Origin of the sequence: Devosia sp. A16 (genome assembly GCF_001402915.1) — a bacterium.
Classification (GTDB): domain Bacteria; phylum Pseudomonadota; class Alphaproteobacteria; order Rhizobiales; family Devosiaceae; genus Devosia_A.
In genome coordinates, this window is sequence record NZ_CP012945.1 from 2,393,577 (window position 1) to 2,417,987 (window position 24,411).

Genomic DNA, 24,411 nt, shown 5'->3' on the forward strand with positions numbered 1-24,411 from the left:
ACACCCGCCGAAAGGCAGGCGGACTAGAGACATGGCGCAGTACGAGACGATCTTCAAGAACGGCACGGTGGTGAACCACGACGGGGTGCACCGGACCGATATCGCGGTCAGCGACGGGCGCATCGTGGCGCTGGGCGACCTGGGCGCCGCTTCGGCCGCCGAAATCGTCGATTGCACCGGGCTGCACGTGCTGCCGGGCGTCATCGACACCCAGGTGCATTTCCGCGAGCCCGGGCTGACGCACAAGGAGGATCTCGAATCGGGCTCGCTCTCGGCGGTGATGGGTGGCGTCACCGGCGTGTTCGAAATGCCCAACACCAACCCGCTGACCACGACGCGCGAGACCTTCGAGGAAAAGATCCGGCTGGGCACCCGGCGCATGCATTGCGACTTCGCCTTCTATATCGGCGGCACCCACGACAACGTGGCGCAACTGCCCGAACTCGAGCGCCTTCCCGGCTGCGCCGGCGTCAAGGTGTTCATGGGCTCGTCCACCGGCTCGCTGCTGGTCCCCGACGACGACGGGGTCGAGGCGATCTTGACCGCGATCTCCCGCCGCGCCGCCTTCCACTCCGAGGATGAGTATCGGCTCGAAGAGCGCAAAACCTTGCGCGTGCCTGGCGACCCCAGTTCGCATCCGGTGTGGCGCGACCCGGAGGCCGCGATGCTCTCGACCCGGCGGCTGGTGGCGCTGGCGCGCAAGACCGGCAAGCGCGTCCACATCCTCCATATCTCGACCGCCGAGGAGATGGTGTTCCTCGCCGCCCACAAGGATGTGGCGAGTGTCGAAGTGACCCCGCACCACCTGACGCTGGACGAGACGGCCTATACCCGTCTCGGCACCTATGCGCAGATGAACCCGCCGGTGCGGGACAAGACGCATCGCGAAGGTATCTGGGCCGGCGTCCATAACGGCGTCGCCGACGTGCTCGGCTCCGACCACGCGCCGCATACGCGCGAGGAAAAAGACCATCCCTACCCGCTGTCGCATTCGGGGATGACCGGGGTGCAGACCCTGGTGCCGATCATGCTCGACCATATCAACGCCGGCCGCATGAGCCTCGAGCGCTTCGTCGACATGTCGAGCCACGGCCCCAACCGGCTATTCGGCATCGCCAACAAGGGCCGCATCGCGGTGGGTTATGATGCAGACCTGACGGTGGTCGATCTGAAGCGGCGCGAGACCATCACCAACGCCTGGGTGAAGAGCCGCGCCGGCTGGACCCCCTATGACGGGGTGACGGTCACCGGCTGGCCGGTGGGCACGATCGTGCGCGGCAATACCGTGATGTGGCAGGGGGAACTGGTGACCCCGAGCATCGGCCAGCCGATGCGCTTTCTGGAAGCGCTGTAGCGCTTACCACTGGCGTCATCCCGCGGCCTGGGGCGCTCGGCTGCCTACGGTCGAGCCCACCGAGTGTGGGAGACTTGCGGAGCGTCGTTCGCGCGTCGGCGCGATACCATCGGGGTGCTGGCACCGGGACATCCCACACACTGGGCGCAAGCCCCGTCGTGTCCGAGACACTCTACTGCAGCGAGCGGCTGAGGCTGTATTCGCCGGACTGGATGCGGTCGGGCAGGGTGGCGATCAGCTCGGCGATAGCCGTTTCCCCATGGTGCTCGACCAGCGAGGTAATGGCGGCGAACAGCGAGGCATGCGCCAGCGCCTCGGTGGCGATGCCGTCGTCTTCGGCCGTGTTCCAGGCTTCGGCAATATACTCGAGCGCCACCTGGCGCTCTTCGCGCTCCGCCTCGGCGAGACGCTCCATGTTGCCACTGTCGCCCCGGAGGGTTTTGGAGAGTTTCATGACTCGCCCCTAGCACGACCAGGCGGCAAGCGCGCCCCATCCGTCTCCAAAAGGTTAATATGCACTCTGCAATTATTGTTAACCCGGCAAAACCGGGGCGGGCTTACTCGGCGTAGCGCGAGTGAATTTCGCGCGCCGTCTTCTCGGCCTCGACCAGCAGGCGTGACATCGCCTGTTGCGCCGACACCGTGCACACCCGATAGAGCCGCGCATAGGCCTCGTAGCCGGAGTTGAAAGCGCCGGTTAGCCTCTGCTTGCGGTCGTCGTCGGGCTCGTCCAGCGCGATCAGGTCGGCCATCTCGCCACGCCAGTCCGAACCGGCGCCCGGCTTGCACAGCGGATAGAGGAAGTAGAGGCTTCCCAGGATTTCGGAGAGCCGCTCCATCTCGGCCTGGTAGGGCGGATCGATGGCGCGCGCCGGCCCTGCCGTCAGCAGCAGGGTGATCAGGACGAAGCAAAGCGGGCGGAGGCGCATGCCCTGATCCTTAAGTGAAACGCCCGCCTGCCTCAACTGCGATCGAACACCCGGAAGGCGCCGGCCACCACCGCGCCGAGGTCCGGCGTTGTGTGCATGCCGCCGATCTCGTCGGCGCGCACCCAGCGCCAGGCGCTGACCTCGTCGGAGGCGACGATCTCGCCCTCGAACGCTTCGGTGGCATAGACCTGCAGCACGAAGCGACCCTCGCCGAGGAACATCCGGCGGATCGGGTGCAGCCGCCAGACGCTGAGCCCGATCTCTTCCCTGATCTCGCGTTCGGCCGCCCGCTCGGGCGTTTCGCCCGGCTCGAGCCGCCCGCCGGGCAGGCTCCACATGCCGAAATACGGTTTCCGGGCGCGCTGGATCAGCAGCACCTTGTCGCGATCGATCAGGGCGACGCTGGCGGCATTGGGCGACTGTGTGGACTCGGGCATAACCAGATGATTGTGGTTTGTCCTCGTCGGTGCAAGCGCCTAACTAAGCCGGATCAAGGAGCCGTCAAATGTGCGGTCGCTACGCGACAACCCTGCCGCCGGAAATGATGGTCGAGCTGTTCAACCTGCTCAACCAGATCGATTTTCCGCCGCGCTACAACATCACCCCGACGCAGCCGATCGCGGTAGTGTGGGAGCAGGCGGGGCGCCGCACCATCCAGCTGGTGCGCTGGGGGTTCGTGCCCGGCTGGGTGAAGGACCCGCGTGAGTTCTCGCTGCTGATCAACGCCCGGGCCGAGACCATGGCGGAAAAGCCGTCGTTCCGCGACGCGGTGCGCCACTCGCGCTGCATCGTGCCCGCCTCGGGCTATTACGAGTGGATGAAAGGGCCCGACGGCAAGCGCCAGCCCTACTACATCACCATGGCGGACGATACTCCCATGGTGTTTGCCGGTCTCTATTCGACCTGGTCCGGGCCCGACGGCGAGGAGGTGGATACGGCCTGCATCGTCACGGTTGAGCCCAATCTCGAGATCAGTTCGGTCTATGACCGGATGCCGGCGATGCTGACCGGCGATGCCGTCGACATGTGGCTCAACACCCGCGACTTCGACGTCAAGGCGGCCACGCAACTCGCCCTGCCGCTGCCGCCGGGCTCGCTGAAATACCACCCGGTGAGCAAGGCGGTGGGCCGCGCCGACGCCGATGGGCCGGAGTTGATCCGCCCGATCACCCCGGAGCAGGCGGAGGTCGAGGCTCAGGCGGCAAAGCCGAAGAAGAAGGCCGTGGCCGGCGGTGGCGGGCAGTTGGACCTGTTCTAGTGGGGCCGCTCCCAGGGCGAGCACTAGATCAGCGGCGTGAACAGGCTTCGCTGCACCGGCAGTCCGACGCGCTCAAGATAGGACACGACGCCGTAGATGAGCGTGTCGCTCATCGACATGATCCCGTCAGGTGTCTCGACCAGGGGCCGAAACGCTGTATTGGCATAGACCTCGTGCTCCAGCGTCCGGCTCTCGACCAGCGGGTTGCCGCGCAGCTGCGCCGGATAGAAAGCCGGATCGAGGTAGTTTTTGCGCCAGCCGCGCCGCGAGGCGTGCAGCCAGTTGATAAGCTCGTCGCGGCGTTCGGTCAGGGTTGCCTCGGTCACCACCGCAAGATTGTTGGGCAGCGGCGCGCCGTGTTCGAACAGCAGCGTTGCATGGGGTTCGACCCCGGCGAGCCGCAGCCGGTATTGCGGATCGACGACGAAATCGACCAGTCCGGCAATTCGCTTCTCGATCAGCGGCTGCGGGTCGTGACTGTAGGGCACGATGGTCACGTCGCCGGGCTGCACTCCGGCATGCGCCAGCAATTCCTCGACCATTGTCCGGTTCATGTCCGGCACTGACAGCGTGCGGCCCCTGAGCTCGCTCAGGCTGCGCACCGGCTCGTCGGCCCGGCTGACGATGCCGAGCGGGCTCTGCTGGAACTGCGCCCCGATGATGCAGAGCCGCGCGCCGCTGTCGCGGATCGTCGCCGCCACCGATTCCGGGGCGCTCAGCGCGATATCGACGGCGCCGTCGAGCAGCTTGTGCTCGGGCGTCAGGCCGGCATGGCCGGCAAGGTGCGCAACATCCAGACCGGCGGCTGCATAGAAGCCTTCTGCTGCAGCGACGAAATAGCCGATGAACTCGGAATCGTTGATCCACGACTGCTGGACGACGAGCTTTCTCACCACGTTCCCTCCGAGTCCGATGGCATGACAGTTGGACAGATTCTCGCTTGACGGTCGACATGAAACGTTTAACTAATATCGACCAGGACCTCAAGCGGGGATCGTAGCGAGGTCTCGGGAGAGTGCCGGCCCGCCGGCATCAACAGGGGAATACGTCATGTGGAAAGTCGCCGTCGCCGCAGCGTCTGTGCTGATCGCTGTATCGTCCAACGCCCTGGCCAGGGAGCCGGTCACGTTGTGGTTCTGGGGCGCGCCGCCCAACCTGCAGGAAGCCTTTGAGAAGGTGCTGGTCGAGCCGTTCAACGCCTCGCAGGACCAGTATGAACTGCAGATGGATTACAATAACGACGTGGACAACAACGTCCGCGTCTCGGTGCTGGCCGGCGAGGGACCGGATCTCGTCTACACCTCCGGCCCGTCCTACATCGCGCCGCTGGCCAAGGCCGGCGTGCTCGAGCCGCTCGAGGGCTATGCTGAAAAGTTCGGCTGGAACGACAAGCTGCTGAAGCCGGTGCTCGACACCTGCCAGCAGCTCGGTCACCTCTACTGCATGCCCCCATCGCTGATTTCCGACGGCATGTTCTACAACAAGGCGCTGCTCGCGGAAAAAGGCTGGGCCGTGCCCAAGACCCTCGAGGAAGCCGAGACCATCATGAAGGCCGCGCAGGCCGACGGGCTCTACGCCTCGGTCACCGGCAACAAGGGCTGGCAGCCGGTCAACGAGAACTACGCCTCGATCTTCATCAACAACATCGTCGGACCGAACAAGTTCTACGACATCCTGTCGACCGGCAAGGGCTGGGACTCGCCCGAGATGCAGAAGGCGATCGAGGAGTCGGCGCGCTGGTTCAAGGCCGGCTATCTCGGCGGCAAGGACTACTTCTCGCTCAATTTCGACGAGTCGATCTCGCTGGTCAGCCAGAAGAAGTCGCCCTTCTTCTTTGCCCCCTCGATCGGCTTCCAATGGGCCACCAACTACTTCAAGGACGCAACGGCCGGTGATTTCGCCTTTGCGCCGATCCCGCAGCTCGACGCCAGCCAGCCCTACCCGATCTACGACATGGGCGTAGCCTTTACCCTGTCGATCAACGCCAATTCCAAGGTCAAGGACGGCGCCGCCCTGGTGCTCGACCGCATCTTCTCGCCCGAGTTCGCGGCCGAGATGGCCAAGGTCTGGCCGGGCTACTGGGGCATTCCGCTCAAGCAGTTCCCGACTGATCCCGCGGCGACGGGTCTGACGGCGTCGTTCCTCAACGCGATGGCCGACATGACCGCCGCCGTCGACAAGGGTACCTTCGGCTTCAAGATCGGCACCTTCTTCCCGCCGGCCACCAGCCAGGTGATGTTCGAAGACATCGAGAGCGTCTGGCTCGACAAGATGAGCGTCGCCGACATGCTGAAGAAGGCCGAGACCACCTACGCCGACGAGAAGGCGCAAGGTCTGGTGCAGGAACTCCCCAAGCCGTCCCTCTAGTTGGCTTGGCTCCGACGCGGACGGCCATCCTCCCCGGTCGTCCGCGTCCTCCTCCCGGCCTGTGGCGGCGGGAGATCGATGATCAAGAGGTCTGTTGTGGAACTGTCCAATCCGATGCGCGAGCAGGTCTTTGCCACGCCGGGCGCCCTGCTCGAGGGCTTTGACGCGCTGGAGCTGAATGCCCGGCTCGCCGTCGAAACCCCCGATATCTACCGCACCCAGCGCGTCGTGCTTACCGGCAGCGGCGATTCCTGGTTCGCCGCCAAGGCCGCCGAGCTCGCCTTCTGGATCGACGCCCAGGTTGCCGCCGAAGTGCGCTCGCCGCTCGAGGCAGGGCGCTACCAGTCGCAGCACTTTCCGCGCCGCGAGCTCGAGACCACGCTGCTGGTGGCGCTCTCCAATTCCGGCGCTGCCGCGCGAGTCGCCGAAGCGGCGACGCTGTGGCGCGGCGCCGGCGCCAAAGTGCTGGCCGTCACCAAAAACGAGGCTGGTCGGCTGGCCGGCATTGCCGATCGCACGCTGCTTCTGCCGGTGCCCGAGCTGCCGAACGCCCCAGGGGTCGGCCCGTATCTGTTCGCCGTCCTCGGCCTTGAGCTGCTTGCCATCCGCTTCGGCGAAGTGAAGCTGGCGATCACCATGGACGAGGCACAGGCCCTGCGTGCCGAACTCAAGTCGCTGCTGGCGAGGCTGGAGGGCGTGGTCGCCGACCTCGACGCGCCGGCGCTGGAGGTGGCCGCCGCGATCTCCGGCGGGCAGCTGGTGGAATTCGTCGGCGGCGGTCCCAACTTTGCCGTCGCCGAGTATGGCGCCGCCAAACTGCTCGAAGCCTCGGGCCGCCATGCGCTGGCGCGCGACCTCGAGGAGTGGACGCACCTCAACTATTTCGACAACGCGCCCACCCGGATCGCGACAGTTCTGGTGGTGCCGGCCAACAGCCCCACCCAGGGTCGGGCGGTCGAGCTGATCGCCTATATGCATAAGCTTGGCCGCAGCCTCGTGGTGGTTGGCGGCGGCGAGGCCGCCGAGCTGGTGCAGCGTCTCGGCCATGCCGTCCTCGCCGTTCCGGCGATCGCTGAACGCTGGTCGCCGCTCTTCACCAGCATCGCCCCGGCATTGCTCGCCGCCCATCTCAGCGCCCTGGACGGCGCCGAGTATGGCCGCGGCGGCAAGGCACCATGGGACGATAGCCGCACCGCCGCCACCGTGCAGCAGAGCGCTATCTGGGAGCCGGGCAAATGAGCCTTTCCAACCACAAGCTCTCGACCGTAGCGAACGCGGCCTACGAGATCACCGTCACCGTGCGCGAGGCCGTCGCTGCCTCCGGCATCCGCGACGGATTGTGCGTGGTGTTCGTGCCGCACACCACCGCCGGCCTGTCGATCAGCTCGTTCTGGGACCCCAAGGGGCTCGAGGACGTGCACGACGACATCAACCGCCTGGTGCCGACACGCATCGACTTCAAGCACCAGTTCGACACCCCGCAGGATGCCGCCGGGCACGTCAAATCGGTGCTGGTCGGGGTCAGCCTGACGCTGATCATCGTCGACGGGGCGCCGCTGCTCGGCCACTCGCAGGGGATCTTCTTCAACGAGTTCGACGGGCCGCGACAGCGCCAGTTCTTCGTGAAGTGCCATGGCTGACGCTGCCGACATCATCGTCGGCGCCGTCCTCATGGACAATATCGTCTATGCCGACGGCACCCGGCGCGACGACATCCCGGGCGGTGCGGGCCTTTACGCGCTGGCCGGGGCGACGCTGTTCGGCGACGATGCGGTGCTGGTTACCGGCACCGGCCGCGACCTGCCGCTGACCTTCGGTCCCTGGCTCGATCGCAACGGCCTGTCGACACGTGGCTTGCGCTTCGCTGACGACCACGCGCCGCGCAACATCATGCGCTATATCGACGAGCGCACCCGCACCGAGGCGCCGGTCTATGGCGCCGATCACTTCCGGCGGATCGAGCCGACCGCCGGCGACATCGCCAGGGTGATTGCTGGGGCCCGCAGCCTTTTCATCTTCCGCAATCTCGACCCAACGTTCTGGGCTGAAACCCTGCCGCTGCTCGCCGCCCATCGCCCCCTCACCATGTGGGAAATCGCGCTCGACGCGTGCCTGCCCGAGAACCTCGCTCGGATCGAGCAACTGGCCCGCCAGGTCGAAGCGCTGTCGATCAACCTCGAGGAGGCGGCGCTGATCTACGGCGCCGCCGAGGAAGCAACGCTGATCGCCCGGCTCGCTGCCATCGGCACCGGCACGGTGTTCCTCAGGGCCGGTGCGCGCGGCAGCTTCGTCATCACCCGCGGAGCGGCCCGCTTCGTGCCCAGCCTGCCGGTTGCGCCGGTCGACGTCACCGGCGGCGGCAATGCCTATGGCGGCGCAGCCCTGGTGGGGCTGGCGCAAGGCCTCGACCCGGTGCGCGCCGGGGCCATGGGCACCGTGGCGGCGCGCCTCGCCATCTCACAATACGGCCCCCCCGAAGCGGGGTCCGCCACGACGCGCGCGACGGCTGCCGCCCTCGTTGCCGAACTCATGACTATGCTGGAGCAGACCGCATGAAGAAGATCCTGATCGATACCGACCCGGGGATGGACGATACCCTCGCCATCATCCTGGCGATCAAATCCAAGGCAGTGCAACTGCTCGGCATTTCCTCAGTGGCCGGCAACTACCCGATCGAGGTGACGACCCGGAACGCGCTCAAGACCGTCGAACTGCTCAAGCGTAGCGACATTCCGGTGGCGCGTGGCATGGGCAAGCCGCTGGCGCGGCCTCTGGCCAAGGATCCGTTCTCGCACGGCTCCGACGGCCAGGCCGAAACCCACCTGCCCGAGCCGACGACGAAGCCGAGCGGCAAGCACGGCGTCGATCAGATCATCGACATGGTGCGGGCCAATCCCGGCGAGGTGACGGTCATTACCCTGGGGCCGCTGACCAACCTCGCCATGGCCTTCATGAAGGAGCCGGACATAGTACCGTTGGTCAAGGAGGTGGTGGCGATCGCCGGCTCCTTCGGGCTCAACAAGTATGCTTTCGCCAACGCCACCGGCGACACGCCGCAGAGCGAGTGGAACGTCTTCGTCGATCCCGAGGCGGCGCGGCTGGTGTTCGAGTCCGGTGTGCCGGTGCGGGCCGTCGGCCTCGATGTCGCGACGCATTTCGACATCAATTTCACCGAGGAGCAACTGGCGACGCTCAAGGCCTCGGCCCGGCCCGAAGCCAATATCGTCGAGAAGATGGTCCGGTTCGTCCAGGGCCGTGGGTTCGAATCCTATTGCGTGCTGATCGACTCGATGGCCGTGGCAGCGGTGATCGACGAGAGCCTGATCGGCACCACCCGGGCGCGGGTCGGGGTCGAGACCAAGGGGGAGCTGACGCTGGGGCAGACCGTCGCCGACTTCCGCCATCATCACGGCTGGGCCCACCTGCCAGAGATCGAGGTCGCCTCGAGCGCCGACTATCGGCGCTTCCTCGACCTGGTGATGACGCTGGTGCTGGAGTAACCGATGGACCGCGCGACCGAAGAAAAGATCTACGCCGGCGTCCTTGGCAAGATCCTCGGCGTCTATCACGGCCGGCCGGTCGAGGGCTGGTCATATGAGCGGATCATCGAGACGCATGGCGAGGTGGATTACTTCGTAAATGGCAGAATGAACCTGCCGATCATGCTGCCCGACGACGATATCTCTGGCACCTTCGCCTTCTTCCGGGCGCTCGAGGACAACGGCTACCCCAAGCACCTCGATCCGCACACCGTCGGCAAGACCTGGCTCAACTACATCATCGAGGAGAAGACCATCCTGTGGTGGGGCGGCCTCGGGCGCTCCACCGAGCACACGGCATACCTGCATCTGAAGAACGGCATCAAGGCGCCGCTCACCGGTTCGCACCAGCTCAACGGCCCGTGGATCCCGGCGCAGATCGGCGCCCAGATCTTCATGGACGCCTTTGCGCTGGCCAACCCCGACGATCCGGATCGGGCGGCCCAGATGGTGCGTGCCGCCGCCTCTGTCAGCCATGACGGCGTGGCGCTCGATGCGGCCGTGCTGCTCGGCACCATGGAGGCGATGGCGTTCTCGGAGCGGAGCGTCGACAAGCTGCTCGACGCCGGGCTCCGCTACGTCAGCAACAACCAGCTGCTGAGCCTGGTCGAGCAGTTGCGCAACCAATGCGCCAAGACCGACGACTGGCACGAGGTGCGCGCCTGGATCGCCGGCAACCACGGCTACGCCCATTATGACGGGCCGTGCCACATGATCCCCAACCACGCCATCGTGCTGATGGCCCTGATGATGGCCGGTGATGATTTCGGCCGCTCGCTGAAAATCGCCACCACTGCCGGTTGGGACACCGACTGCAATGCCGGCAATGTCGGCTGCCTCAACGGTGTGCGGCTCGGGCTTGCCGCCCTCAACCAGGGGCCCGACCTGCGCGGCCCGGTCAGCGACTTCATGTATGTGGTCACCGCCGACGGCGCCGCCGGCATCACCGACGCGGTGCAGCAGACCCGCGGCATCGTCGCGGCGGCCAATGCGCTCAACGATGAGCCGGCTCCTGCCGCCCGGCCGAAATATGGCTTCGACTATCCCGGCGCGACGCAGGGCTTTGCGCTCTGCCCGCGCCATGTCGGCCGGCAGGCCGCGCTCCGGCTCGGCAATGCAGGTTCGGGGCTGGCGGTCGAGCTCAGCGGCCTGTCGCTCGGCGTCACCGGTTCGGTGTCGACGCCGGTCTTCGTCGAACCGTTCGCAGCGCAGTCGAGCTTTGCCATGGTGGCGAGCCCGACGCTCTATCCGGGACAGACCGTGACCGCCCGGCTCGATCGGCCGGCCGGCGTGAACGCGCGCCTCTACGCCTTGATCTATGATCGCGACGATGCCGTGCAGCGCATCGAGGGAGAATGGTCCGAAGCCGGCGATCTCAGCTGGACGGTGCCCGACACCAATGGCCTGCCGCTCTACCGGCTTGGCCTCGAGTTCGGTTCCGACAGTCGCTTCGATGGCACCGTTACGGTCAGATCCGTCGACTGGTCCGGCGCGCCGGTCGCCTATGAGACCAAGGGCATGCTGGTCAAATCGATCTGGAACCTCACCCCGTTCTGGACCCGCGCCTGGGTCAGTTCGGCCAAGCACTTCGCACCGGATTTCAAGTACACGCTGTGCTTCTCGCATCCATACGAGAACGGCGTCGCCACCACCGGCAGCCGCGACTGGGACAATTACTCGGTCGCCAGTTCCCTCGACTACTCGATCAATGACGGCGCCGGCTTGGTGGCCCGGGCTCGCGGTCATCGCCGCTATTATGCCGGCATGCTGCGCGGCCGCGAGGCGCTGATCATCAGGCGTTATGACGATGAGGTTGAGGTGCTGTCGCGCGTTCCGGTAGAGGTCGGCGCCGAAGGCAAGCGCGACCTCAAACTGACCGTGGCCGGCGACCGGCTGAGTCTGGTGGTCGATGGCCGCCCGGCCGGCGAGGCCACCGACGCCACCTTCAGCAGCGGCAGCGCCGGCTTCATCGTCGAGAAGGGGACCATCGTCGCCGATGGTTTCCTCGTTCACGCTGTGCACTAGTCAGGGCGCGCCAGCAGTCCTGGAGCCGACGCCTGGCGCCGGCTTCCCCTGTTTGAAGGAGTTACCCCATGTCACGCGACGAGGTGGCGCGCCGCGCCGCCCTAAAGCAGATCCACGAGCGTTACACGTACTGGAACAACGTGCCGCATCGCGGCCTGATGGTGGAAGGCCGCCCGGCCATGACCCGCATCGACCCCGACAAGGTCGGCGACTTCGTCCTGGTGACGGTGCGTGATCCGCTGATCGCCTATGCCGGCGATCCGACCGCCCATATCGGACAGTACCTCGAGGGGGCTGAGCTGATCGGTGAGTCCGGTATGTTCACGTCGATATCGGGCACCTATGAGGGGGCGAGGATCACCGTCGTCTCGGGTGGCAGCGGCTCGTCGGAGGCCGAACTGCTGCTCTATGATTTCATGGAGTTCTCCAAGGCTCACACGTACCTGCGCGTCGGCGGCTCCGGCGGCATCGGCACCGATGTGAAGCCGGGCGACATCGTCGTTTCCTCGGGTGTGGTGCGCGAGGAAGGCATGACCCGCGCCTATGTCGATCGCGCCTTCCCGGCCGCCAGCCATTATGAAGTGGTGGCCGCCATGGCCCAGGCGGCAGATGAGCTCGGCGCCGACTATCACGTCGGCGTCACCCTGTCGGTCGACAGCGATTTCGCCGGCGTCGGCCGGCCCGGCGTCGGCGGCTACCTGCAGCCGTGGAACATCGAAATGCTGGCGACCTATAACCGCGCCGGCGTGCTCAACGGCGACCGGGAATCGGCGGCGGTGGTCACGCTCGCGGCGCTCTACGGCTTCCGCGGTGGTTCGGTGTGTTCGGTGGCCGACAATGTCATCACCAATGCCGAATTCAGCCACGGCGCCGGTCACGCCAAAGCCATCGACGTGGCGCTCAAGGGCTGCGCCCTTCTCGATCGGATGGACAGGAAGCGCACTGCCGGCGGCAAGAAATACTGGCTGCCTTCGATGGGGTGCTGAGCAGTTCGCGGCCCACCCCGCGGGACCGGTGGCTATGGACCCCCACCCTTGATCCCTCCCGTAAGGGGGAGGGAGACGTAAACTGAGATGCCGGTGTGAGGGTCTCCCTCCCCCTTGCGGGGGGCAGGGGTGGGGGTCAGCCCGCAGGGCGCCGGAGTGTCTGCTAGCTAGCTCCGCCCGATCTTGCGCCAGCCCCAGGAAACCGGGGCCGCGGCGACGCTCTGGCGCTTGATCAGCTCGACCCCGACCTTGAAATGGCGCACCGCTCGGGTCGGCTCGGCGATCCGGTCGAGCAGCAGGGTGAGCGCCACGGCCGCCATCTCCGAGACCGGCTGGCGCACTGTCGTCAGTTCCGGCTCGACGATCGAGGCCCAGGGGATGTCGTCGAAGCCGACGACCGACAGATCGGTGGGGACATGGATGCCGAGCTGGCGGGCGGCGCGTAGCACGCCGACCGCGATCAGGTCGTTGCCGCACATCACCGCGCTGACGTCCCGACGCTCCAGGGCGGCGCGGATGCGTTCGGGCAGGTCGATGGCAAACGGCGCCTTTTCCTCCCACATCACGGTGGCGTGCCCGGCCAGCGCCTCAATGAAGCCGAGGCGCCGATCGTCCTTGCTGGGGAGCACGCTCGCCGCCGTCAACATGCCGATACGGGTGTGCCCCATGTCGACCAGGTGCCGCGCCAGCAACTGGCCGCCCTCGTAGTCCTTGGTGGTGACGTTGTCGACGCTGAGGCTGGGTGTGCCAATCACCACGATGGGCACCGAATAGTCCGAGCTGACCACCTCGTCGGGTCCCGCCGTCTGGCACCAGACCACCCCCTCGACGCCATGCTGCTCGAGCCGCCGGATCCCCTGCACCTCTTCGTCGGCATGGCCCGAGGTGTCGATCAGCACCACGGTGTAGCCGGCCTGCCGCGCGGCCCGTTCGAAGCTCTGCGCCAGCGCCGGGTAATAGGGGTTGTTGAGGTCGGGAAGCACCAGGCCCAGCGTCATGCTCTTGCCGGTGCGCACCGCCTGTGCCGAGCGGTTGGGACGATAGCCGAGCCGCTGCGCCACTTCGCGCACCCGGGCACGGACCTCTTCGCCGATCGTGCCGCCGCCGTTGAGGGCATACGACACCGCCGCGATGGAGACCTTGGCCTCCCGCGCCACGTCGCGGATCGTCGCTGACTTTCTCATTGTCGGCGGGCGCCCCAATTTCCTGCCCCCAGCCAGTCCTAGAGTCGTTCGCCGGCCTTGTCGAACAGGAAAAGCCGGTCGGTCTCGAGCCCGAACCTCAGGGTCTCCCCGGGCCGGAGCCCGCTCAACCGCCGCTGTTCGATGGTCACCGGCGCGCCGCCCTCGGCACGGGCATAGACGTAGGAGACGCTGCCCAACTGCTCCACCACCTGCACCGTGCCGGCGAAGCTGCCATCCTCCGCCAGCTCCGTGTGCTCCGGACGAAAGCCGAGCGTCACCTCGTCGCCAGCCTTGGCACCGTCGCGCCGCAGCGGCACGGTCAGGCCTGCCTGGCCCAGCGTCGGTGCGGCGATCGTCGCTTTGCCGTCTGCCACCGACGAGACGGTCGCGGCAATGAAGTTCATCTTGGGCGAGCCGATAAAGCCGGCGACGAACAGATTGTCGGGATTCTCGTAGAGGTCGATCGGCCGCCCGACCTGCTCGATCCGGCCCGCGCGCAGCACCACGATCTTGTCCGCCAGCGTCATCGCCTCGACCTGGTCGTGCGTCACGTAGATCATGGTGGCGCCCAGCCGCTGATGCAGCGCAGCGATCTCGAGCCGCATCTGCACGCGCAGTTCCGCATCGAGGTTGGACAGCGGCTCGTCGAACAGGAAGATCTTCGGGCTCTTGACGATAGCGCGACCGATGGCGACGCGCTGGCGCTGGCCGCCGCTCAGCGCCTTGGGTTTGCGCTTCAGATAGGGCTCGAGCTGCAGCACCCGTGCCGCTTCGAGCACCCGCTGCTGCCGTTCCGGCCTGGGCACATGCGCGATCTTGAGGCCGAAGCCGATATTGTCCTCGACGCTCATATGCGGATAGAGCGCGTAGGACTGGAACACCATGGCGACGCCGCGCTCGAGCGGCAGCATTCCGGTGACGTCGCGTCCGTCGATAGCGATGCTTCCTTCAGTGATATTTTCGAGTCCCGCCAGCATGCGCAGCAGGGTCGACTTGCCGCAGCCGGAAGGGCCGACGAACACCACGAACTCGCCGTGCTCCACGTCGAGGTCGACGGATTTGATGATGTCGGCTTCCCCGAAATTCTTGCGAACGGATCTGAGCGTCAGGCCAGCCATGGTCAGCCTCCGATCCGGCGAACGCTGAGCCCGAGGGCCGGCACCGTTCCGCCTTCGATGAGGAACCCTGCGCCCCCCGATAGGTAGGACGCATCCACCGCCTCGACGATCGGCTTGCCATTGATCGTGAGGCTGATCCGGTCTCCCACGGCGCTGACCTCGAACCGTTGTCGGCTGTTTGGCACGAAGTCGAACGGCACCGAAGCGAGGATGTCGAGCTCTGCGTCCCGCCGGCGGACGATCGATGACTTGCCGTCATGCACCACACCCGCATAGTAGCGGCGGTGGCCGCGGGCGCGCACCACCAGTCCCGCCATCTCATGCAGCTCGATCACCAGTTCCGACGCGATGGCATAGTCGGTCCAGTCGCGCGTGCCGAAGGTGATCACGCCGTTGCTGTCGGGATGCGACAGGGTGAAGGTGTTGTAGATGTCGGTCGCCCAGTGCTTGGCCGACGACACGAACTGCTTGGTCCAGAACGTCGTGGTGTCCCAGGGCGTGAGACGCGGTGTCAGCTCCTTCGAGCTTCCGAACGTCAGATTCTCCGGCGCCCCGGTCCAGTCGAGCGAGATGATGGCGATCCGGCCCGACAGCCGGTGCGCGGCCGAGAGTTCGATGCCCAGCCGATGGATCGGCCGCCCACCCGTGTCGGGAACCTTGAAGGCGACCGGGTTGTCGCCCTCGGCGATCTCGATCCACTCGCCGTCGAGGCGGGCGAGCTGATCGGTCTCGTCGAAATAGTGGATGAAGAAGCGTGCCATCGGGTTGACCGCCTCGAAGCCGCGGATGGTGCCGGTGACGGTCTGCGTGGCGTAGAGCGTCGGGCTGGCGATCACCTCGAAATACGAGGTGTCCGACACGCCGCGCGGCTTGGGGTCTATGAAGGTGGGCACCGAAACTGCTCCGGTCACCCCCGCTGCCAACCCCTCGAAGCTCAGCTCCAGCCCGTTGGCTGCGCTTGACGTGTTGAGGTTGCCGACGCGGGTGATCGCCTGGCGTCCCTGGTGCAGCGGGCAGCGGGCAAAGCCCTGCACGGCGCCCGGAAACTCGAAGGCGAAGCGGCTTGCCGGTGCGGCGTAGCTTTCACCCTTGAGCTGCGCGGCGCTGCGCAGCACGCGGCGGGTCTCGATCACCGCATCGGTGACGCATTCGCCGCCATCGGCGCCCACCACATACATCAGGTCCGCTACCGGCCCGCGAAAGTCAGGACCGGTCTCGAGGCCCGCGAGCCCCAGGCGGATGCCGTTCAGGGCGCCAAGGTTGCCGGCGTTGCAATCGGTGTCCCAGCCCGAGGAGACGGCAATCTTGAGCCCCTTCTGGAAGTCGTCGCCACCCAGCAGGAACGAGGCGATCAGCAGCGCGTGGTTGGGCACCATCGGACAGTTGCCCGGGTAGCGTTCATAACCGTGGTTGGCGCCCAGCCAGTGGCGCACGGCGCGCCAGTCGTCGCCCGCCTTGGCGCACTGCTCGCGCACATCGGCGATGACGCCGTTGAGCTCGTTGCTCCGCGAGTAGCGAAGGCCGAGGTCGAGCAGCTTGTCGATATCGCGCTCGTCATAGGCCGCCGCCTGCATGGCGGCGAGCAGACACGCCGCTTCCACTGCCACGCCGTCATGGCTCACCGAGCCCGCGGCGCGAGCCATGGCCGCCGCCCGGTCGGGGTCGGACGGGTTCACCATCGACCAGGTGTCGATGAAGATCTCGGCGCCGATCTGCTCGGCCATGCCCTTGCCGTTCATGGCGATCGAACCGCTGGCCGGGGCGGCGATGCCGTGCTTGAGTCGGAGATAGGCCGTGTGCTCGGTCGAGCGGCCGAGACCGCCCCACCAGAGCACCGTCTTGTCCTCGACGATGTAATTGAGCCAGGTGTCACCGATCGCCTTGGCGGAGATGTCGGCGGGAAAGCCGTTATCCTCGAGCGCCCGATAGAACAGGAACGTGCCCGAGATATCGTCGTCGGGGACGATCAGCGGCCAGTTCACCCGATGGTTCACATAGTCTTCGACTTCCCCGAAGGTGTCGCGAATGGCCTCGTAGGTCCAGCCTTCGACCGCACGCCCGAGATAGACGCCGATCAGCTTGCCGAGGACGCCCGCATAGGTCCTTTCGGCGACGGCGGTGAGCGGGGTGGGGGAGACACGGACGTTCATGGACTATCCTTTGACGGCGCCGGAGGTCATGCCGGAGATGAAGAAGCGCTGCAGCAGCAGGAAGAAGACGATGATCGGGGCGACCAGGATGAAGGCACCGGCCATCAGCGCGCCCTGGTCGGTGGCGTAGGTGCCGTTCATCGACAGGTAGCCCAGCGTCATGGTGATGTTCGATCGCCCCTTCTGGAAGGTCGAGGTGATCAGGAACTCGTTCCAGGAATTGAGGAACACGATGATTGCCACGGTGATCAGGCCCGGGCGCATCAGCGGCAGGATGACGTGCAGGAACGTCTGCAGCGGATTGGCCCCATCCATAAATGCGGCATCGTCGACATCGTGCGGGATCGAGATGACGTAGGCGCGCAACAAAAAGATCGAGATCGGCAGGTTGATGGCGGCGAGGATCAGCGACGTCGCAGCGAAATTCCCCACGATCCCCAGCTTGGCGTAGACGAAGTAGAGCGGGAACAGGAACAGCTGGATCGGTACCGTCGTCGCGCAGAGGAAGTAGATGGTGATCAGCTGCCAGCCGGGGATCTTGCGCCGCGCCAGGGCGAAGGCGGCGAGCGATGCAAAGGCCAGCGTGATCAGCGTCGTGGTGCCGCTCAGGAGCAGCGAGTTGACGATGCCGATCGAAAACTTGCCGCCGTTCCAGGCCCGGACGAAGTTGTCGAGGCTGAAGCTTTCGGGCAGGCTCAGCGGGTTGGCGACGATCGCCGTATGCGGCTTGAAGGCGTTGAGCGCCACCAGCCCCAGCGGCAGCAGCGCCACCAGCACCGCGCCGATGAGGAAGACGTTGGCGAGCGTGCGTGAAACCGGGGATGCGCTGGTCTGCATGTCAGGCCTCGAGGCTGGCGCGGCTCATGCGCACATAGACGATCGATGCGATGAGCCCGAAAAAGCTCATCACCAAAGCCACCGCTGCCGCCTTGCCGACCTGGAAGCTGGTGAAGGCGAACTTGTAGGCATAGGTCGAGAGCATCTCGGTGGCGCGCGCCGGCCCACCCTGAGTGATCAGGTAGATGTAATCGAAGGTGAGGAACGAGAAGATCGTGACCAGCACCAGCATCAGCCCCAGCGTGGGCAGGATGTTCGGCAACGTCACGTTCCAGAACACCTGCCAGCCATTGGCGCCCTCAAGGAACGCCGCCTCGAGCTGCTCCTCCGGCGTCTGCCGCATGGCGGCGAAGAACACCACGGTGAGATAGCCCCAGAAATGCCAGATATCGACGCCGGCCACCGCATAGAGCGCGGTCGACGGCTCGGTCAGCGGGCTCGACATCGGGATGAAATTCTTGGAGACGAACCCCAAGAGGCCCGAAACCGGTGACAGGATGATATTCTGCCAGATCACCGCGTTGGCCACCGGGGCGAGCACATAGGGCAACAGGAAGATCACCTGGTAGACCGCACCGGATTTGCGCCGGCTCAGCAGCAGCGATGCCGCGACGAGGGCAATGGCCATCGGGATAGTGAGGAAGATCAGCGCCCACTGGATATTGTTGGTGATCGCCGCCCAGAACACGTTGTCGGCGAACAGCGCCTCAAAGTTGTCGAGTCCGATAAAGCTGGGAGCGGAGACGCCGTCCCAGCGGGAGAACGACGCGCCGAAGGTCAGCAGCGCCGGCAGCAACACGATGGCCACGCTGAGCAGCAGGGCCGGCGTGACGAACAGCACGTGATAGGCTCTCTGTGACAACGGCTTCAACGTCCGCAACCCTCCGTTGTCAATTAGTGAAACGTTTAATGTAGCGATGTCAAGTGAGCTTGCGGTGCTATATTCCACCTGCAATGGGCGCTAGAACAGCTCGAAGTAACCCAGGGCGTCACCGATTGCCTCTTCCTCGTAGCCGAGGTGGCTGAGCAACACGCGCTCGAGGGCGTGATAGATCTCGAGCGTATCGGCGAAGCGGCTGGGGCCGGGCTCCAGCGCCAGCTCGCCCAGTGCATCGATCAGGCGGACCAGCAGCTCGTGCACCACCACATGCTCGGCGCGCAGCCGGTCGGCGATCGCCTTGAAGCCGGCGCCCTGCGAGGCGATGGCCGGGAAGATCGCCTCGTCCTCGATCGAGTGATGCACGTTGACGATGTTGCAGTGCTGGCCGCAGAGGTTCCCGAAGCGCCGGTAGTTGGCCACCATGGCGAGGGTGGCGGCCTCGTCGGTCGCGGCTTGCGGGTCGACCTCGCCGGCCGCGGCGCGCTCGATCAGCACGGCCAGTGTCTTCATGTTGTCGCGCAGGTGATCGTGCACCTCCCTGAGGTGCAGCCCTGGCGCGCGCTGCGCCTCGGTCAGGCCTTCGAGCTTGATGGGCTGGGGCCGGGTGGCGTCGTCGAGAAATCCGATATCGAGCAGCATGCCCGTCAGATGGGACGCCTGGCCCAAGGCGTCAACAAGGCACTTCTGGGTGACCGGGCTAAAGCACCTTGCCCGGATTGAGGATGCAGTTGGGGTCGAGCGCTGCCTTGATCGCCTGCATCATCTCGAGCGCCACCGGATCCTTCACCTGCCGCAGCAAGCCCGACTTCAGCTGCCCGATGCCGTGCTCGGCCGACACTGAACCGCCGAGCTTCCGCACCACGGCGTAGACCGCTGCGTTGGCATCGGCCTCGCGCGCCATGAACGCCTTCGGGTCGGCGCCGGCGGGCTGGCTGAAGTTGAAATGGATATTGCCGTCGCCCATATGGCCGAACGGGCAGGGGCGCACGCCGGGAATGGCGCGCTCCACTGCGGCGCTGCCCTCGGCGATCAGTTGTGGCACGGCGCCGATCGGCACCGAGACATCGTGCTTGATCGAGGCGCCCTCCTTCGATTGCACCTCGCTCATCTGTTCCCGCGCCGCCCACATCAGCGTGCGATCGGCCTCCGATTCCGCCACCACGGCATCGGCGACAAGGCCCGAACCGAGCGCCTCTTCGAGCGCCGCCTGCAGCGCTCCGGGCGCGCCGCCCTTCATCCGGTTCACTTCGGCGAGCACATACCAGGGCGACAGGCTGGCCGTCGGGTCACGCGGCAACAACCCGTATTTCAACTGCAGGTCGACGCCGAACCGGTTCATCAGCTCGAACGCGGTGAGCCGCGAGCCGGCCCGTTCGCGCAGCAGGTAGAACAGCTCGAGCGCCACGCCGGGGTCGGCGACATTGATCAGCGCGGTCTCCTGCGCTTGGGGGATCGGGAACAGCTTGACCGTCGCCGCGGTGATGAACCCGAGCGTGCCCTCGGCGCCCACCAGCAGGTCTTTGAGGTCGTAGCCGGTATTGTCCTTCTTCAGCGCATTGAGCCCGTTATAGAGCCGGCCATCCGCCAGCACGGCCTCGACCCCGAGCGTCAGCTCCCTGGCATTGCCATAGGCCAGCACCTGCACGCCGCCGGCATTGGAGCTCAGGACGCCACCGATCCGGGCCGAGCCCTGTGAGGCCAGCCACAGCGGGAAGATGGCGCCGGCCGCTTCCGCCACCCTGTGCGCTTCCTCGAGGATCAACCCGGCTTCCACCGTCATGTGCCCGGCCGCCGCATTGACCTCGCGCACCCGGTTGATGCGGGAAAGGTTGACGATCACTTCGTTGCCGCCGAGCGGCACCTGCCCGCCGACCAGCCCGGTATTGCCGCTCTGCGGCACCAGCGGCACCCGATGCTGGTTGGCCCAGCGGCAGATCGCCTGCAGCGCCGCAACGCTCCCCGGCAACGCCACCGCCACTGCCGGTACATGGAAGCGTTTGCGAGGTTCCGTGAGGTAGCTCGTCATCTCCGCGATATCGGTGAGCAGCGCGCCGCCTTCGCCGACCAGGGGTTTGAGGGCGCGGGCAATGTCTTTGGGCGTCAGCGTGGTCATGGCGGGGGAAGATAGCCCCGGGCCGGCATGGCGCAAGGGCGAACTTGCCCGCTACCGGTCGCTATGCGACAAGCGGCGCCAACGAGACATTGCTTACGGGAGCACGACGATGGCGCAGGGTCTGATGGCCGGCAAGAAGGGCCTGATCATGGGCGTGGCGAACAACCGCTCGATCGCCTGGGGCATCGCCAAGGCCCTTGCCGACCAAGGGGCCGAGATCGCTTTCTCCTACCAGGGCGAAGCGCTGAAGAAGCGCGTCGAGCCGCTCGCCACCGAGATCGGCGTCACCACGCTGGTCGAGTGCGACGTGTCGAACGACGCCGCGATGGACGAGACCTTCCGGGTGCTCAAGGACAAGTGGGGGACGATGGATTTCCTCGTCCACGCTATCGGCTTTTCCAACAAGGAAGAGCTCGAGGGCCGCTACATCAACACCAGCGCCGAGAATTTTGCGCTGACCATGAATATCTCGGTCTATTCGTTCACCGCCGTGGCCAAGCGCGCCGAGGCGATGCTGAACCCCGGTGGCTCGCTGCTGACCCTGACCTATTACGGCGCCGAGAAATACGTGCCGAACTACAATGTCATGGGCGTCGCCAAGGCGGCGCTCGAGGCCTCGGTGCGCTACCTCGCGCATGACCTCGGCCCGCAGAACATCCGCGTCAACGCCATCTCGGCCGGCGCCATCAAGACGCTCGCCGCCTCCGGCATTTCCGGGCTCCGCACCATGCTGCATTTCCAGGAGAAGGCGGCGCCGCTGAAGCGCAACGTCACCCAGGAAGAAGTCGGTTCGGCCGCGTTGTACCTGCTCAGCGACCTCGCCTCCGGCGTCACCGGCCAGGTGCAGTATGTCGATTGCGGCTTCAACATCATCGGCATGCATGTCGACGATGAAGCCGACGCCGCCGCGCCCACCGCCTGACCTGTCCCGGGGCTGCCGCAAGGCGGCCCCGCCTGTTTCCGAGCGCCCTTATGTCCATCACCTGGCCCGAACTCTACTTCATCCGTCACGGGGAAACCGACTGGAACGCCGAGGGGCGGTATCAGGGGTCGAAGGACATCCCGCTCAACGATATCGGCCGCGGTCAGGCCGATCTCAACGGCAAGCTGCTGGTCCAGATCCTCGAGCGCGCCGGACGCAACCCGGCCGAGTTCACCTGGCACGCCTCGCCGCTCGGCCGCACCCGCGAAACCATGCAGCGGGTGCGCTCGGCCTTTGCCGTACCGCTGCCCGAGGTGGCTTTCGACCAGCGCCTGGTCGAAGTGTCTTTCGGCATCTACGAAGGCCGGCTGCATACCGAGCTGAGTTCAGGCGAGATGGCGATTGCCGGCGAGCGCGATGCCAGCTTCTGGGATTTCCGCCCGCCCTCGGGCGAGAGTTATGAGGATGTGGCGCAGCGCGTGCAGAGCTTTGCCGCCGACACGCTCAAGGGCCCGGCCATCATCGTGGCGCATGGTGGAATTCTGCGTATCCTCCGCCGCCTGATCGAGGATTTCCCGGCCGAGCGCGCAGTGAACTGGTTCCCGCCGCAGGATTCGGTGGTGCATTTCATCGACGGCAAGAGCGTCGTCTACCCGGCCGGTCACAGCTGGGACGATTGAGGGCCGGCGGTGTCGATTGCATTCGCCACCATCATCCACGATACCGAAGGCAAGCTCGTCGAGCCGATCCGCGCCGCTGCGCCGGCGCTGCGCCGGATGTTCGCGGATTTCGCCGCCAGCCTCACCGAAGCAACCGACCCCCGTGTCGCGACGGTGCTGCGCGAGGCGCTCGGTGCCCGTCTCGCCTCGCATCCGACCGGCGAGGCGATCATCGGGCTGGCACGGCGCAACGCTGTGGCGCTGGCGCTCGAAGGCGACACCGAGCGCATGCTCTACTCCGACATGGATCACGTGCTGCGCTGGATCGAGGCCGACGCCGACGAGATGCAGGCGGTGCTGTCGGCGCAGCCGGAAGCCCAGCTGCTCATCATCGGCCGTACGGCTGAGGCAATGGCGGCGGTGCCGCGGCGGCTGCGCGATACCGAGACACCGGTTAACCGCGCCTATGAGCTGTTGACCGGACGCGCCGCCGACCTTCTGTTCGCGGTGCGCCGTATCGACCGGGCAGCGGCCGCCGATATCGTCGTCCAAAGCCAGGTCGACAGCATCGCCAACGATGTCGAGTGGCCACTGCTGGCCGAGCAACGCGGCCACCGCATCGGCTATGCCGAGGCGCATGGCCTCAGCTACCGCACCATCGAGGAGTATGGCGCCGCCTCCGACAGTTACGACCACGATCCGCTCCAATGGATCCGTCGCTTGGAGATGGCCGGCGACATGGCGCGGGCGATGCGGCCCTACCTGCGTCCGGCGGATGAGAGATGATGGGCGACATTTCGATCCGGCCATGGCTCGAAACGGACTCGGCGGTCGAACTGACCGAACTGCTGCACCGCGCCTATGCCCGCCTCGCCGCGATGAACCTGCGCTTCTGGGCGACGCACCAGAGTGCCGAAATTACCGAGCAGCGGATCGCCTCAGGCGAGTGCTTCGTCGCCGTTGCCGATGGGGTGATCTGCGGCACCATCCTGTTTCGTGACGCCTCCCGCACCAGTGGCAGCCCCTGGTATGATCGACCTAATGTCGCCTCGTTCGGCCAGTTCGCGGTCGAGCCGGGCCTGCAGAGCAACGGCCTCGGCCGCCGGCTTGTTGCGCATGTCGAAGCGCGCGCCGCCGCCTCCGGCGCGAGGGAACTGGCGCTCGACACGGCAGAGCCAGCCGTGCATCTCGTCGACTGGTACACCCGGCTGGGCTACCGCTTCATCGAGTATGCACAGTGGCAGCACACGAACTATCGCAGTGTTGTGCTGAGCAAGGCGGTTGGCGATGCGTAGGCAGCTCCAGTCGTCACCTCGACGTAGTTAGCGACATGGCGCCCGATGGCGGAATGACCCGGGAACGTGGAGCGATTGAAAGTCGCGAGCGGATGGCAGATGTCTCGGCATATGCCAGGAGAGTGTCCCGTGTCTCAAGTGCGCAAAGTCAGCCTGTTTCGAAATGGTCGCAATCAGGCGGTTCGCATCCCGGCAGAGTTCGAGCTGCCCGGCAATGAAGCGACCATCCGCAAGGAAGGCAATCTGCTCATTCTGGAGCCGGTACGCCCTAAAGCCACACTACGCGAGCTGCTGCAGAGTTGGGAGCCGGAGCCGGACTTTCCAGATATTGATGACAGCGACCTGCCGCCGTTGCGTGACATCGACCTCGAATGAGCTTCGAACTCATGCTCGACACGACATCGTGTCGGAAGTGATCAAGAACCCTGCGGGTCGGGCGGCGGCTCGCCTCATGCAGCACCGGGCGGGCGCGGCTTGCATCAGCATAGTGACGGCCGCCGAGCTGCGGTTCGGGGCAAGAAAGGTCAGGTCGGACAGGATCTGGAACAAGATCACCGACTTCACGGCGTTTGTGCCCGCTCTGCCGTTCGACCATCCAGCCGAAGAGTTGTACGCCGAGGTTCGTGCGGTGTTGGAGGCCGCCGGAAGACCAATCGGGCCAACGATATTTTTATTGCCGCCCATGCGCTTGCATTGGGCCTGACGCTGGTCACCGCCAATCTCCGCGAGTTCTCGCGGGTGCCGGGACTAAAAGTCGAGAACTGGCTCGATTGACCGTCTCGCCCTCTGCCCCTA

General features: G+C 65.9%; 26 protein-coding genes. 15 read left to right on the forward strand and 11 right to left on the reverse strand.

What is annotated here, in order from left to right:
- The first annotated feature begins 31 nt into the window (after positions 1–31).
- Positions 32–1,354, forward strand: coding sequence for a dihydroorotase (locus tag APS40_RS11690; protein WP_055047219.1), 1,323 nt, complete (start codon positions 32–34; stop codon positions 1,352–1,354).
- 172 nt (positions 1,355–1,526) lie between these two features.
- Here the strand turns inward: APS40_RS11690 and APS40_RS11695 are convergent, their stop codons facing one another.
- From APS40_RS11695 to APS40_RS11705, 3 genes are all read right to left on the reverse strand, one after another.
- Positions 1,527–1,808, reverse strand: a complete 282-nt coding sequence (locus tag APS40_RS11695; RefSeq protein ID WP_236884244.1) for a hypothetical protein — start codon at positions 1,806–1,808, stop codon at positions 1,527–1,529.
- 103 nt (positions 1,809–1,911) lie between these two features.
- Positions 1,912–2,283, reverse strand: a complete 372-nt coding sequence (locus tag APS40_RS11700; protein WP_055047221.1) for a TIGR02301 family protein — start codon at positions 2,281–2,283, stop codon at positions 1,912–1,914.
- Between the two features lie 32 nt (positions 2,284–2,315).
- Entirely contained in the window at positions 2,316–2,720 is a 405-nt protein-coding gene (locus APS40_RS11705) for an NUDIX hydrolase (protein WP_055047222.1), read from the reverse strand.
- Between the two features lie 68 nt (positions 2,721–2,788).
- On the opposite strand from APS40_RS11705, the gene APS40_RS11710 reads away from it, so the two are divergent.
- Positions 2,789–3,541 carry an SOS response-associated peptidase gene (locus APS40_RS11710; protein ID WP_055047223.1) on the forward strand — a complete coding sequence of 251 codons (753 nt, stop codon included), beginning with the start codon at positions 2,789–2,791 and terminating at the stop codon, positions 3,539–3,541.
- Positions 3,542–3,564: 23 nt separating this feature from the next.
- Here APS40_RS11710 and APS40_RS11715 read toward each other — a convergent pair whose 3' ends face one another.
- Positions 3,565–4,434: an ABC transporter substrate-binding protein gene (locus APS40_RS11715; protein ID WP_197279481.1), complete on the reverse strand. Its 870-nt coding sequence runs from the start codon at positions 4,432–4,434 to the stop codon at positions 3,565–3,567.
- Positions 4,435–4,591: 157 nt separating this feature from the next.
- Between APS40_RS11715 and APS40_RS11720 the strand changes: the two genes are divergently transcribed.
- The 7 genes from APS40_RS11720 to APS40_RS11750 all read left to right on the forward strand — a co-directional run bounded on the left by APS40_RS11720 (position 4,592) and on the right by APS40_RS11750 (position 12,458).
- Positions 4,592–5,908, forward strand: a complete 1,317-nt coding sequence (locus APS40_RS11720) for an ABC transporter substrate-binding protein (RefSeq protein WP_055047225.1) — start codon at positions 4,592–4,594, stop codon at positions 5,906–5,908.
- Between the two features lie 96 nt (positions 5,909–6,004).
- Entirely contained in the window at positions 6,005–7,147 is a 1,143-nt protein-coding gene (locus APS40_RS11725; RefSeq protein ID WP_055047226.1) for an SIS domain-containing protein, read from the forward strand.
- Positions 7,144–7,548, forward strand: a complete 405-nt coding sequence (locus APS40_RS11730; protein ID WP_055047227.1) for a secondary thiamine-phosphate synthase enzyme YjbQ — start codon at positions 7,144–7,146, stop codon at positions 7,546–7,548. The genes APS40_RS11725 and APS40_RS11730 overlap by 4 nt, the downstream gene beginning before the upstream one ends.
- Complete coding sequence (locus tag APS40_RS11735) at positions 7,541–8,464, forward strand: carbohydrate kinase family protein (RefSeq protein ID WP_055047228.1); 924 nt, start codon at positions 7,541–7,543, stop codon at positions 8,462–8,464. The genes APS40_RS11730 and APS40_RS11735 overlap by 8 nt, the downstream gene beginning before the upstream one ends.
- The gene (locus APS40_RS11740) at positions 8,461–9,408 is read left to right on the forward strand and encodes a nucleoside hydrolase (RefSeq protein WP_055047229.1); all 948 of its coding nucleotides are present in this window, start codon (positions 8,461–8,463) and stop codon (positions 9,406–9,408) included. Before APS40_RS11735 ends, APS40_RS11740 begins: the two co-directional genes overlap by 4 nt.
- 3 nt (positions 9,409–9,411) lie before the next feature.
- Complete coding sequence (locus APS40_RS11745) at positions 9,412–11,472, forward strand: ADP-ribosylglycohydrolase family protein (protein WP_055047230.1); 2,061 nt, start codon at positions 9,412–9,414, stop codon at positions 11,470–11,472.
- A gap of 68 nt (positions 11,473–11,540) precedes the next feature.
- Complete coding sequence (locus tag APS40_RS11750; RefSeq protein ID WP_055047231.1) at positions 11,541–12,458, forward strand: nucleoside phosphorylase; 918 nt, start codon at positions 11,541–11,543, stop codon at positions 12,456–12,458.
- Positions 12,459–12,625: 167 nt separating this feature from the next.
- Here APS40_RS11750 and APS40_RS11755 read toward each other — a convergent pair whose 3' ends face one another.
- The 7 genes from APS40_RS11755 to APS40_RS11785 all read right to left on the reverse strand — a co-directional run bounded on the left by APS40_RS11755 (position 12,626) and on the right by APS40_RS11785 (position 20,740).
- On the reverse strand, positions 12,626–13,642 hold the full coding sequence (locus APS40_RS11755) for a LacI family DNA-binding transcriptional regulator (protein WP_055047232.1): 1,017 nt from the start codon (positions 13,640–13,642) through the stop codon (positions 12,626–12,628).
- A 38-nt stretch (positions 13,643–13,680) separates the two neighbouring features.
- Positions 13,681–14,760: an ABC transporter ATP-binding protein gene (locus APS40_RS11760; RefSeq protein WP_055047233.1), complete on the reverse strand. Its 1,080-nt coding sequence runs from the start codon at positions 14,758–14,760 to the stop codon at positions 13,681–13,683.
- 2 nt (positions 14,761–14,762) lie between these two features.
- Positions 14,763–16,910, reverse strand: a complete 2,148-nt coding sequence (locus APS40_RS11765) for an ADP-ribosylglycohydrolase family protein (RefSeq protein WP_055047234.1) — start codon at positions 16,908–16,910, stop codon at positions 14,763–14,765.
- Positions 16,911–16,913: 3 nt separating this feature from the next.
- The gene (locus APS40_RS11770) at positions 16,914–17,747 is read right to left on the reverse strand and encodes a carbohydrate ABC transporter permease (RefSeq protein WP_055047235.1); all 834 of its coding nucleotides are present in this window, start codon (positions 17,745–17,747) and stop codon (positions 16,914–16,916) included.
- Position 17,748: 1 nt separating this feature from the next.
- A complete protein-coding gene (locus APS40_RS11775; RefSeq protein WP_055049639.1) occupies positions 17,749–18,609 on the reverse strand; it encodes a carbohydrate ABC transporter permease in 861 nt (286 codons plus the stop codon).
- A 99-nt stretch (positions 18,610–18,708) separates the two neighbouring features.
- The gene (locus tag APS40_RS11780) at positions 18,709–19,266 is read right to left on the reverse strand and encodes a hemerythrin domain-containing protein (RefSeq protein ID WP_055047236.1); all 558 of its coding nucleotides are present in this window, start codon (positions 19,264–19,266) and stop codon (positions 18,709–18,711) included.
- A gap of 58 nt (positions 19,267–19,324) precedes the next feature.
- A complete protein-coding gene (locus APS40_RS11785; protein WP_055047237.1) occupies positions 19,325–20,740 on the reverse strand; it encodes an FAD-binding oxidoreductase in 1,416 nt (471 codons plus the stop codon).
- Positions 20,741–20,849: 109 nt separating this feature from the next.
- On the opposite strand from APS40_RS11785, the gene APS40_RS11790 reads away from it, so the two are divergent.
- From APS40_RS11790 to APS40_RS11815, 6 genes are all read left to right on the forward strand, one after another.
- Positions 20,850–21,662: an enoyl-ACP reductase FabI gene (locus tag APS40_RS11790; protein ID WP_055047238.1), complete on the forward strand. Its 813-nt coding sequence runs from the start codon at positions 20,850–20,852 to the stop codon at positions 21,660–21,662.
- 50 nt (positions 21,663–21,712) lie between these two features.
- The gene (locus tag APS40_RS11795) at positions 21,713–22,342 is read left to right on the forward strand and encodes a histidine phosphatase family protein (RefSeq protein WP_055047239.1); all 630 of its coding nucleotides are present in this window, start codon (positions 21,713–21,715) and stop codon (positions 22,340–22,342) included.
- Positions 22,343–22,351: 9 nt separating this feature from the next.
- Positions 22,352–23,107: a hypothetical protein gene (locus APS40_RS11800; protein WP_055047240.1), complete on the forward strand. Its 756-nt coding sequence runs from the start codon at positions 22,352–22,354 to the stop codon at positions 23,105–23,107.
- Positions 23,104–23,616 carry a GNAT family N-acetyltransferase gene (locus APS40_RS11805; protein ID WP_197279482.1) on the forward strand — a complete coding sequence of 171 codons (513 nt, stop codon included), beginning with the start codon at positions 23,104–23,106 and terminating at the stop codon, positions 23,614–23,616. The genes APS40_RS11800 and APS40_RS11805 overlap by 4 nt, the downstream gene beginning before the upstream one ends.
- A gap of 111 nt (positions 23,617–23,727) precedes the next feature.
- Entirely contained in the window at positions 23,728–23,991 is a 264-nt protein-coding gene (locus tag APS40_RS11810) for an antitoxin (protein ID WP_055047242.1), read from the forward strand.
- 28 nt (positions 23,992–24,019) lie between these two features.
- Positions 24,020–24,319 carry a type II toxin-antitoxin system VapC family toxin gene (locus APS40_RS11815; protein WP_442855853.1) on the forward strand — a complete coding sequence of 100 codons (300 nt, stop codon included), beginning with the start codon at positions 24,020–24,022 and terminating at the stop codon, positions 24,317–24,319.
- The last annotated feature ends 92 nt before the right edge of the window (positions 24,320–24,411 follow it).

Coding starts and splice junctions, on each gene's coding strand:
- APS40_RS11805 (WP_197279482.1), top strand. CDS start 23,104: ATGATGGGCGACATTTCGATCCGGCCATGGCTCGAAACGGACTCGGCG.
- APS40_RS11795 (WP_055047239.1), top strand. CDS start 21,713: ATGTCCATCACCTGGCCCGAACTCTACTTCATCCGTCACGGGGAAACC.
- APS40_RS11810 (WP_055047242.1), top strand. CDS start 23,728: ATGCCAGGAGAGTGTCCCGTGTCTCAAGTGCGCAAAGTCAGCCTGTTT.
- APS40_RS11750 (WP_055047231.1), top strand. CDS start 11,541: ATGTCACGCGACGAGGTGGCGCGCCGCGCCGCCCTAAAGCAGATCCAC.
- APS40_RS11740 (WP_055047229.1), top strand. CDS start 8,461: ATGAAGAAGATCCTGATCGATACCGACCCGGGGATGGACGATACCCTC.
- APS40_RS11755 (WP_055047232.1), bottom strand. CDS start 13,642: ATGAGAAAGTCAGCGACGATCCGCGACGTGGCGCGGGAGGCCAAGGTC.
- APS40_RS11760 (WP_055047233.1), bottom strand. CDS start 14,760: ATGGCTGGCCTGACGCTCAGATCCGTTCGCAAGAATTTCGGGGAAGCC.
- APS40_RS11730 (WP_055047227.1), top strand. CDS start 7,144: ATGAGCCTTTCCAACCACAAGCTCTCGACCGTAGCGAACGCGGCCTAC.
- APS40_RS11720 (WP_055047225.1), top strand. CDS start 4,592: ATGTGGAAAGTCGCCGTCGCCGCAGCGTCTGTGCTGATCGCTGTATCG.
- APS40_RS11690 (WP_055047219.1), top strand. CDS start 32: ATGGCGCAGTACGAGACGATCTTCAAGAACGGCACGGTGGTGAACCAC.
- APS40_RS11745 (WP_055047230.1), top strand. CDS start 9,412: ATGGACCGCGCGACCGAAGAAAAGATCTACGCCGGCGTCCTTGGCAAG.
- APS40_RS11765 (WP_055047234.1), bottom strand. CDS start 16,910: ATGAACGTCCGTGTCTCCCCCACCCCGCTCACCGCCGTCGCCGAAAGG.
- APS40_RS11770 (WP_055047235.1), bottom strand. CDS start 17,747: ATGCAGACCAGCGCATCCCCGGTTTCACGCACGCTCGCCAACGTCTTC.
- APS40_RS11705 (WP_055047222.1), bottom strand. CDS start 2,720: ATGCCCGAGTCCACACAGTCGCCCAATGCCGCCAGCGTCGCCCTGATC.
- APS40_RS11710 (WP_055047223.1), top strand. CDS start 2,789: ATGTGCGGTCGCTACGCGACAACCCTGCCGCCGGAAATGATGGTCGAG.
- APS40_RS11695 (WP_236884244.1), bottom strand. CDS start 1,808: ATGAAACTCTCCAAAACCCTCCGGGGCGACAGTGGCAACATGGAGCGT.
- APS40_RS11735 (WP_055047228.1), top strand. CDS start 7,541: ATGGCTGACGCTGCCGACATCATCGTCGGCGCCGTCCTCATGGACAAT.
- APS40_RS11790 (WP_055047238.1), top strand. CDS start 20,850: ATGGCGCAGGGTCTGATGGCCGGCAAGAAGGGCCTGATCATGGGCGTG.
- APS40_RS11700 (WP_055047221.1), bottom strand. CDS start 2,283: ATGCGCCTCCGCCCGCTTTGCTTCGTCCTGATCACCCTGCTGCTGACG.
- APS40_RS11780 (WP_055047236.1), bottom strand. CDS start 19,266: ATGCTGCTCGATATCGGATTTCTCGACGACGCCACCCGGCCCCAGCCC.
- APS40_RS11785 (WP_055047237.1), bottom strand. CDS start 20,740: ATGACCACGCTGACGCCCAAAGACATTGCCCGCGCCCTCAAACCCCTG.